Annotated in this window: 6 protein-coding genes; 3 read left to right on the forward strand and 3 right to left on the reverse strand. The window is 64.7% G+C overall.

Going from position 1 to position 5,617, the window contains the following annotated elements; translation table 11 throughout:
- Positions 1 to 126 precede the first annotated feature (126 nt).
- The 3 genes from BM125_RS18400 to ykgO form a co-directional block, all read right to left on the reverse strand.
- Entirely contained in the window at positions 127 to 1,161 is a 1,035-nt protein-coding gene (locus BM125_RS18400; protein ID WP_092410726.1) for an agmatine deiminase family protein, read from the reverse strand.
- Positions 1,162 to 1,170: 9 nt separating this feature from the next.
- Positions 1,171 to 1,470, reverse strand: coding sequence for a hypothetical protein (locus BM125_RS18405; RefSeq protein WP_092410728.1), 300 nt, complete (start codon positions 1,468 to 1,470; stop codon positions 1,171 to 1,173).
- 172 nt (positions 1,471 to 1,642) lie between these two features.
- Positions 1,643 to 1,768 (reverse strand): type B 50S ribosomal protein L36, encoded by a 126-nt coding sequence (gene ykgO / locus BM125_RS18410; RefSeq protein WP_092410730.1) that lies wholly within the window; start codon positions 1,766 to 1,768, stop codon positions 1,643 to 1,645.
- A 131-nt stretch (positions 1,769 to 1,899) separates the two neighbouring features.
- On the opposite strand from ykgO, the gene BM125_RS18415 reads away from it, so the two are divergent.
- The 3 genes from BM125_RS18415 to BM125_RS20770 form a co-directional block, all read left to right on the forward strand.
- Positions 1,900 to 3,477 (forward strand): protein adenylyltransferase SelO, encoded by a 1,578-nt coding sequence (locus BM125_RS18415; RefSeq protein ID WP_092410758.1) that lies wholly within the window; start codon positions 1,900 to 1,902, stop codon positions 3,475 to 3,477.
- 135 nt (positions 3,478 to 3,612) lie between these two features.
- A complete protein-coding gene (locus tag BM125_RS18420; RefSeq protein ID WP_092410732.1) occupies positions 3,613 to 5,214 on the forward strand; it encodes a TldD/PmbA family protein in 1,602 nt (533 codons plus the stop codon).
- Positions 5,215 to 5,360: 146 nt separating this feature from the next.
- The coding region (locus BM125_RS20770; protein WP_245778992.1) for a twin-arginine translocation signal domain-containing protein at positions 5,361 to 5,617 on the forward strand (257 nt) is incomplete at its 3' end.

The following is a 5,617-nucleotide window of genomic DNA, read 5'->3' on the forward strand; positions in this document are numbered from 1 at the left end:
AATTCTGGGAAGGGCATCGCGGCTGAAGCCGCTCCTACAACGAAGCGGAAACGCATCGCCGGTCATCGACGCCCGCGCCTGACCGGCACCTCGTAGGAGCGCCTTCAGGCGCGATGCTCTGGCCGATCAGGCCAAGACACCCTCGGGCAACTGCATCGTCACGCAATGCAGGCTGCCGTTCTGCCAGATCAGTGGACGACACGGAATCTGGACGACTTCGCGACCCGGATGGGCAAGGCCGATGATGCGGGCGGCTTCGTGGTCGGCCTCGTCGCCATAGGCGGGTACGAGCACGGCGCCGTTGACGATCAGGTAGTTCGCGTAAGAAGCGGCCAGGCGCCGGCCTTCGTCGATGATCGGTTTCGGCCAGGGCAGGGCGTGCAGGCGGTAGGGCTTGCCCTCCGGCGTGCGCAGAGCTTCGAGTTCCGCGCGCATGCGGCCCAGTTCTTCATGATGCTTGTCGGCAGGATCGTCGCAGGCCTGGAAGACGATCGCATCGTCCGGGGCGAATCGCGCCAGCGTATCGATATGGGCGTCGGTATCGTCGCCTTCGAGATAACCATGATCGAGCCAGAGCACGCGCCTTCCCGCGAGGGTATCGCGCAGGACCGCATCGATCTGCTCGCGCGACTGATCGGGGTGGCGCAGATGCAGGCATTTCCAGGTGGTCAGGATCGAGCCGCGGCCGTCGGATTCGATCGCTCCGCCTTCGAGGGCCCAGTCGATATGACGGTGGGTCGATTCGGCGAACAGCCTGCGATCGACCAGTTCGCCGACGATGCGGTCATCGAGGCTGGCCTCGAACTTGCCGCCCCAGCCGGTGAAGCGGAAATCGTTCAGGGTGAAGCGATGCCCGTCAGCGAGCGTGATCGGCCCCGAATCGCGCAGCCAGGTGTCGTCATAGGGCACCTGCAAATAACGGACCCGGTCCGTATCGATGCCTTGCTGCCTCAGCAACTGATTCGCGCGATTTCGCACTTCGGCATCGGCAACGAGCACAAGGGCGGGCTCGAAGCGCGTGATCCCGGCGATTAGAGCGGAGTAGGTGGATTCAACCGATTCGAGGCGTTCGGCCCAGTCGGTGCCGGTATGGGGCCAGGCAACAAGGATCGCTGCCTGCGGCTCCCACTCGGCAGGCAGGCGCTTGGCGGATTCGGTCATCGATTCGGATCAGGCGCCGTCGCGGACGCTGTGCAGGACGATGTTGCGCTCGAAGTAGACCGTGAAACCGTCATATTTCCAGCGATTGATGGTCGGATGCAGCGGAGTGTCGCCGCCGGCCGGGGGCAGTTTCGCATCGGGCGCGCCGAAGCGCTTTTCGACCTGGCTCATGGTCAGTCCGCGGTCGGGAGTCTTGACCGCGCGGACCGTGGTCTGGCCCAGGACCAGATCTTCCGCATGAACGGCCGGCGTGGCCGCGAAGAGGCCGGCAACAAGCAGCGTGCTACCGAGAACAAACTTCAAGTTCATCACCGAACCTCCTGATCCCAATGGATGATTTTGCCGACAGGCGCTGTTTTAACAGAACCGCCGTGCGAGTTCCATGGCCTTTCGCACATTATTCCTGTGAGCCGAAATGGAAGGCCAGAAACGCAAAAGGCCGCTTGCGCGGCCCTTCGACGCGGAACTGCGGGCGATCCGCTCAGCGCTGGCGCGCCTTGAAACGCGGGTTGCTCTTGCAGATCACGAAAACCTTGCCGCGGCGACGCACGATCTTGCAATCGCGGTGGCGGGACTTGGCGGACTTGAGCGACGAAAGGACTTTCATTGGAAACCTCGGGGCGAACGGGCTTGAGCAAAGCGCGCAAGTATATCGGCACGGGCCGGATCTTGCAAAGCCCCGGCATTGGTCGACACTGTCCGCTTGATTCACCCGCGAACGCGCCGACATTGATGGCCATGATAACGACTGCCGCACCGGTTCCGCTGCACTTCGACAATGCCTTCGTCCGCGACCTGCCGGCCGATGCCGAGCGTGGGCCGCGCCTGCGCGAAGTGAGGGCCGCCCTGTATTCCGAAGTGGCTCCGACGGCGGTCAGCCAGCCACGCCTGATTGCGCACTCGCGCGAGATGGTCGAAATACTCGGTTTCAGCGAAGATCAAGTTGAATCGCAGCAATTTGCCGATGTTTTTGGCGGAAATGCATTGTTCGATGGCATGCGACCGTTTGCCAGCAACTATGGCGGGCACCAGTTCGGCCACTGGGCCGGTCAACTCGGCGATGGTCGCGCCATCTCGCTGGGTGAGGTCATCACGGCCGCCGGACAACGCTGGGAACTGCAGCTCAAGGGCGCCGGGCCGACTCCTTACTCGCGCAGTGCCGATGGCCGCGCCGTGCTGCGTTCCTCGATCCGTGAATTCCTCTGCAGCGAGGCCATGCACCACCTTGGCGTGCCGACGACGCGGGCCCTGAGCCTGGTCGCGACTGGCGAGTCGGTCATCCGCGACATGTTCTACGACGGGCGCCCCGAAGCCGAGACCGGCGCCGTAGTTTGCCGGGTCGCGCCCTCGTTCATCCGCTTCGGCCATTTCGAGCTGCCGGCCTCGCGCGGCGAGTCCGATGTGCTCGAGCAGCTGATCGATTTCACGATACGGCGCGATTTCCCGCATCTCCAGGGCGATCGCGAGACCGTGCGGGGCGACTGGTTCGGCGAGGTCTGCGCGCGCACGGCGACGATGATCGCGCACTGGATGCGGGTCGGCTTCGTGCACGGCGTCATGAACACCGACAACATGTCGATCCTCGGCCTGACCGTCGACTACGGCCCGTACGGCTGGATCGACAACGTCGATCCGGACTGGACGCCGAACACGACCGACCGCCAGAACCGCCGCTACCGGTTCGGCCAGCAGCCCAACGTCGCGCACTGGAACCTGGCCTGCCTGGCCCAGGCCCTGTCCTCGACCTTTCCTTCGATCGAACCGCTGCAGGCCGGCTTGAACCGCTACGCCGAGGTCTACATGGCCGCCGACCGGGCCAACATCGCGGCCAAGCTGGGCTTCGCCGAGTGCCGCGACGAGGATGTCGCCCTGATGCAGTCGCTGGTCGAGTGGATGGCCGCGGCCGAGGTCGACATGACGCTTTTCTTCCGCGCCCTCTCCGACCTCGGCGAAACCCGGCCGACACCGCAGCACTTCGCGGCCGCCTTCTATGACGACGTGAAGCGCGACGCATCCACGGCCGACTTGGGTGCCTGGCTCGAGCGCTATGCGAACCGACTGGCCAGCGATCCACAACCGGCCGCTCTGCGCCGCCAGAACATGCGCGCGGCCAATCCGCGTTATGTCCTGCGCAACTGGCTGGCCCAGCAGGCGATCGACAAGGCCAACCAGGGCGACGAGTCGGAGATCCACGAACTGCTCGATGTCATGCGCAGGCCCTATGACGACCAGCCCGGCCGCGATCGTTTCGCCCAGCGCCGTCCGGACTGGGCCAGGAACCGCGCCGGCTGCTCGATGCTGTCCTGCAGTTCCTGAACATCGCGTCACCGCCGTGCCGGGCGTTGCCGGGCCATCGGGCGTCGACCATGCCTATCCTCACATGACGCGGCCCCCGGATTGCCCCAGGATCGGGCGATTGCCGGGATCGGCGCAGAACCTGCGGAGCCATCGATGCGACGACGCGACTTCATCAAGGCCACCGGCATCGGCCTCGGCGCCCTGACGCTTCCGGCCTGGGGCCGGGCGATCGCCGCCGAAGAGCTGGTCAGCAAGCTCGACGTGGGGCTGAAGAAGCGCCTCGCCGATACCGCGATGACGGCGGCCAGGGCCGACATTTGTATGGAGTTCGTGATCACCCGCGAAGACAAGGTGCAGAACGTCGTCAATACCGAATCGACCGGTGTCGGCATCCGCGTGATCGCCAATGGCACCTGGGGCTTTGCCGCATCGAGCGACCTCAGTGCGGACGCCGTCGCCAAGGCCGCGCGCCAGGCCGTGCAGATCGCCAAGGCCAATTCGAGCCTGACCACCGAGCCGGTCCAGCTCGCCCCGACGCCGGGCGTCGGCGAGGTGTCCTGGGCCACGCCGATCGTCAAGAACGCCATGGCCGTGCCGATCAAGGAGAAGGTCGAGCTGTTGCTCGGCGTCAACGCGGCAGCGATCGCAGCCGGCGCCAACTTCGTCAATTCCACCCTGTTCCAGATCAACGAGCAGAAATATTTCGCCTCGACCGACGGTTCCTACATCGACCAGGACATCCATCGCATCTGGGCGCCGATCCAGGTGACCGCAGTGGACAAGGCCAGCGGCAAGTTCCGCCGTCGCGACGGTCTGTCGGCACCCATGGGCATGGGCTATGAGTACCTCGACGCGAAAGAGCAGGACCGTTTCGAGATGCCGGGCGGTGCGGTGGTCTATGGACGTTCCTACGACATGCAGGCCGATGCCGTCGCCGCGGCCGGGCAGGCGCGCGAGAAACTCAAGGCGCCATCGGTGAAGCCCGGAAAATACGATCTGGTCCTCGATCCGACCAACCTGTTCCTGACCATCCACGAATCGGTCGGCCATCCGCTCGAACTCGACCGCGTGCTCGGCTATGAGGCCAACTACGCCGGTACCAGCTTCGCCACGCTCGACAAATGGAAGTCGAAGAACTTCAGGTACGCCAGCGACAAGGTCACGATCGTCGCCGACAAGACCCAGCCCGGCTCGCTCGGCGCGGTCGGCTACGACGACGAGGGCGTCAAGACCGGGCGCTGGGACCTGATCAGGGACGGCGTGCTGGTCAACTACCAGGCGATCCGCGACCAGGCGCATATCCTCGGCCTCGAACATTCGCAGGGCTGCTGCTATGCCGATTCGTGGTCGAGCGTGCAGTTCCAGCGCATGGCCAATGTCTCGTTGCAACCGGGCACGGCTGAACTCGATCCGGCGACGATGATCAAGGATGTCGAGAACGGCATCTACATCTTCGGTCGCGGCTCGTATTCGATCGACCAGCAGCGCTACAACGCGCAGTTCGGCGGCCAGCTCTTCTACGAGATCAAGGATGGCAAGGTCACCGGCCCGCTCGAGGATGTCGCCTACCAGATCCGCACGCCGGAGTTCTGGAACGCCTGCAGCGCGGTCTGCGATCAGCGTGACTACCGTCTCGGCGGCACCTTTTTCGATGGCAAGGGCCAGCCCGGCCAGGTATCGGCAGTCTCGCACGGCGCAAGCACGGCGCGCTTCGATGGCATCAACGTGATCAACACCGCGCGCAGTCTCGGCTAACCATGCCATTCGCCACATGACGGCTCGTCCGGTGACCGCCATCCTCGCCGGGTATCTCACCGCGAATGGACCCCGGTCGTTTCGTGGCAAGCCGATGGCCGCCGTTATCCGGCCGTCCAGTCAACCGTTTTCAGGTGGAGGAAACCATGCAACGACGTGACTTTATCAAGGCCACCGGCATCGGCCTCGGCGCCCTGACGCTTCCGGCCTGGGGCCGGGCGATCGCCGCCGAAGAACTGGTCAGCAAGCTCGACGTGGGGCTGAAGAAACGCCTCGCCGATACCGCGATGACGGCGGCCAAGGGCGATGGTGCGACCTACTGCGACGTGCGCATCGGGCGCTACCTGCGCCAGTTCGTGATCACCCGCGAAGACAAGGTGCAGAACGTCGTCAATACCGAATC

Source organism: Dokdonella immobilis (assembly GCF_900115085.1).
GTDB lineage: Bacteria > Pseudomonadota > Gammaproteobacteria > Xanthomonadales > Rhodanobacteraceae > Dokdonella > Dokdonella immobilis.